Source organism: bacterium (assembly GCA_021372775.1).
Lineage (GTDB): Bacteria > Acidobacteriota > Polarisedimenticolia > J045 > J045 > JAJFTU01.
The window spans coordinates 1-3431 of sequence record JAJFTU010000432.1 but is presented as its reverse complement, the minus strand read 5'-3'; the positions used below and the strand labels follow the sequence as shown (position 1 = coordinate 3431).

4 protein-coding genes are annotated in these 3431 nt (G+C 73.2%); all 4 read left to right on the top strand.

The features are described from left to right. On the top strand, window positions 1-1332 hold a 1332-nt coding region (locus LLG88_14925; protein ID MCE5248199.1), incomplete at its 5' end, for a sulfatase. Window positions 1333-1494: 162 nt separating this feature from the next. Beyond that, window positions 1495-2445, top strand: a complete 951-nt coding sequence (locus LLG88_14920) for a hypothetical protein (GenBank protein ID MCE5248198.1) — start codon at window positions 1495-1497, stop codon at window positions 2443-2445. Beyond that, complete coding sequence (locus tag LLG88_14915) at window positions 2442-2882, top strand: hypothetical protein (protein MCE5248197.1); 441 nt, start codon at window positions 2442-2444, stop codon at window positions 2880-2882. The genes LLG88_14920 and LLG88_14915 overlap by 4 nt, the downstream gene beginning before the upstream one ends. Before the next feature lie 15 nt (window positions 2883-2897). After that, window positions 2898-3290, top strand: a complete 393-nt coding sequence (locus LLG88_14910) for a DUF2335 domain-containing protein (GenBank protein MCE5248196.1) — start codon at window positions 2898-2900, stop codon at window positions 3288-3290. The last annotated feature ends 141 nt before the right edge of the window (window positions 3291-3431 follow it).

The window sequence follows — 3431 nt, the reverse complement described above, 5'->3', positions numbered from 1 at the left end:
TCGTACGAGCGGGCCTACGCGCCGGCGCCCTGGACGACGCCGGCGATGATGTCGATCCTCACCGGCCTCTCCGCGCCGGCGCACGGCGTCGAGGAGTACGACCGCGCGCTCCCCTCGTCGGTCGCCACGCTCGCCGAGCGGCTGCGCGCCGCGGGCTACAACACCGCCGCCTTCGTGCCGGAGGGGACGCTGCGGCCGGAGTTCGGCTTCGGGCGCGGCTTCGACGTCTACGACCTCGAGGAGTTCGGGCACCGTCGGGTCTCCACGCCGAACCTCGTCGGGAAGGTCCTCGCGCGGCTCGAGGCGTGGCGCAAGGAGCGCAAGCCGTTCTTCATTTGGGTCCACCTGTGGGATCCGCACTTCGAGTACATTCCGCCGCCTCCCTACGACGGCGCGTTCGCGCAGGGGAAGCGCCCCGCGATCCCCGACGTCGGCTGCCTGAAGTGGGGGACGAACGTCCTCGCGGCGGACGAGCTGGCGTGGGAACGCGGGCAGTACCGCGGCGAGATCGCCTTCACCGACCACGGGCTGGGGCAGATCCTCGACGCGGCGGGGCCGGAGGCGATCGTCGCCGTCGTCGGCGACCACGGCGAGGCGTTTCAGGAGCACGGGCGTCTCGGGCACACGCTGCGCGTGGACGACGAGATGGTGCGCGTGCCGCTCGTCGTGCGCGCCCCCGGGCGCGCCGCGTCGCGCGCGACCGCGCCGGTGACGACGTCGCGTCTCGGCCCGACGCTGCTCGCGCTCGCCGGGCTCGACGCGCGCTCGCTGGGCGAGGGGGCGACGCTGCCGGCGGGCGGGGAAGGGGACGGCGGGCGCGCCGCCGGGGACCAGCGGCGCGACGCCGGAGAGGCGGCCCGCGGCGGGAGCGCCGGGGCGGCGACCGCCGGCGCGGCGGCGACCGCGGCGCCGATCGTCGTCGAGACGCTGCGGCAGGGCTGCTTCACGGCGATCGTCGACGGAACGCTGAAGTTCGTCGTCGAGCACCGGACGTGCGGCGCCGCGCTCTACGATCTCGCGGCCGATCCGCTCGAGACGCGCGACCTCGCGGCGGCGCGGCCGGCCGACGCGGCGCGGCTGCGCGGCGCGCTGGCGGCGGAGTTGGCGCGGATCGCCGCCCGCGGCGTTCCGCGCGCGGGGCTTCCCGCGGAGGTCCGCGACGAAACGGCGGCGCGCCTGAAGTCGCTCGGTTATCTCGGCGCGGCGCCGGCGCTCGACGCGGCGCGCGCCGCCTGCCCTTATCTGCCGCAGGGGAACGGCGTGGACGGCTTCGGCGATCTGGCCGTGGAGGCCTGTCCGTCGGGCGGCGCGGCGCGCTGCCTCGCGCGCTGACGACGGGCCGGCCCGCGCGGCCACCGTCGTTGGGCGGGACGCGGGCGGCCTCGTTCGCCGAGCGACGTCTCCCTGCTCGCGCCGTCCCGCTTCGCCCGGCGCGTTCCCGTATATTCCGGCCGGCGGACCAGGGCTTTCGGCGCCGCCGGAGAGGAGACCGCGATGAGGACGTCGATCGGCGCGGCGCTGGTGTTGGCGGCCGCGGTCGCGTCGGGCGCGCCGGCTCTCGCCGACGCCAAGTACGACCAGAAGATCCAAGTGCAGTTGGCCGGCGCCGCGGGGAAGGTCGCGAACTTCCTCGGCGGCAAGGCGATGCGCGAGGGGCAGGTCCACACCGTGGCGATCAAGGGGGACCGCCGCCTCGACCGCACCGGGACGGGCGGCGAGATCGTCGACCTCGCCGAGGAGAAGGTCTACGGCCTCGACTACGCGCGCAAGACCTACACCGTCGCGACCTTCGACGAGCTGCGGCGGCGCGCGCAGGCGCGCCCCGAGGAGAAGCCGGAGAAGGCCGAGAAGGAGAAGCCGCCCGAGTACGAGGTCGACTTCGACGTCAAGGAGACGGGGAAGCGCGAGACGATCCTCGGCTACGACTGCCGCGAGGTCGTGATCACCGTCGTCGTGCGCCGCAAGGGGATGAAGCTCGAGGAGGGCGGCGGCGCGGTGACGACGATGGACGAGTGGCTCGGGCCGAAGATCGCGGCGCTGGCCGAGAACGAGGCGTTCGAGGCGCGCTACGCGAAGAAGCTGGCGCTCGCCGCGGGGCTGGACGTGAAGGCCATGGCGTCGGCGTTCGCGGCGAATCCGGCGCTCGCCGAGGCGATGAAGAGGTTCCGCGACAAGCGCGTCGATCTGACCGGCTCGCCGGTGCGGACGGCGCTGACTCTGGAGAGCGTGCCCGATCCGCGGCAGACGGCCGAGGCGCGGAAGGAGGAGGAGCGGACGCCGACGTCGGTCGGCGGCCTGCTCGGCAAGCTCGCGGGCGGCAAGAAGTCGCCGCCGGGCGCGCGCACGAAGGTGATGACCACCACGACCGAGCTCGTCTCGGTCGCCGCCGCCGCCACGGCCGCCGACGTCTCGATCCCCGACGGGTTCAAACGCATCGCCCCGTGACCCCGGCGACGGTTGGTTGGTCTTCGCGGGTTTCGGGTCACGTTGCGGGCGCGGGACGACCGCGCAAGAACCCTGGTGGCGCGAACTCGCCCAAGACCAGACCATTACGGCGAAGCGCGATTGGAGGGTTTGTGGGCGCGACGGCGACCTTGTGGGACGAAGCGGCGCGGTACGCGGCCGCCCGGCGCGACGCGATCCGAGAGTTCGGCGCGAGGTCGTTCTTCCGCGGGGCGGCGGCGTTTGTCGGCCTGCCCGCCGGGCACGCGGCCACCGCCGCCGGTCCGTGGACCGTCCCGGAGCGGGATGAGGTCGCGCTGGCCTCGGACTGGCTGGCCGTCGGCGCGTTCCTCGGCGCCGCCATCGAAGAGGCCCGCTGCGAGGCCGAATCCGCCGGCCCGCGCATGGAAGAGACTGCGCCGAACGCGGCGGCGCGCTGACCACGCGAACCGCCCATGTCTCCGACGTCGGGTTCAGGAGGCGGCTTGCCGCCGGAGCGGGGGGCTCGCGTCTCCGCCGCGAAGCATGAATCGCATCAAGGGCCTCTTCCGCATCCGGACATCCTCCGCTTGTACGACGGCGTCGTTCCGGGACTTGCCGAGCGGATCGTCAAGATGGCCGAGCGAGAGCAGGCGCACCGTCACGAGATGGACATCAGGCTTCTTCGATCGAGCAACAGGCGCTATCTCTTCGGGTACCTCTCGTCGCTGCTCATGATCGCGGCGACGTTCGGCACGGCGGTGTGGCTTCTCGCCGGGGGGCGAGATATTTCCGGTCTCGTGATGCTCGTCACGGCTTTGGCCACGATCGTCGGCGTCTTCATCTGGGGCCGGCGAAAGGCCCAGTAGGACGCTGCTGAAAAACGGCGCATTTCCGCCATTCGAGAGCGTTGACGGGGTGCTGCGCGGTCGAGGACCGACCGCGAGGGGCGGACGAGGGGGCGTCTGCGGGTCGGAATCGACCCGCAGACGTCGTCTATTCGCTCTCAG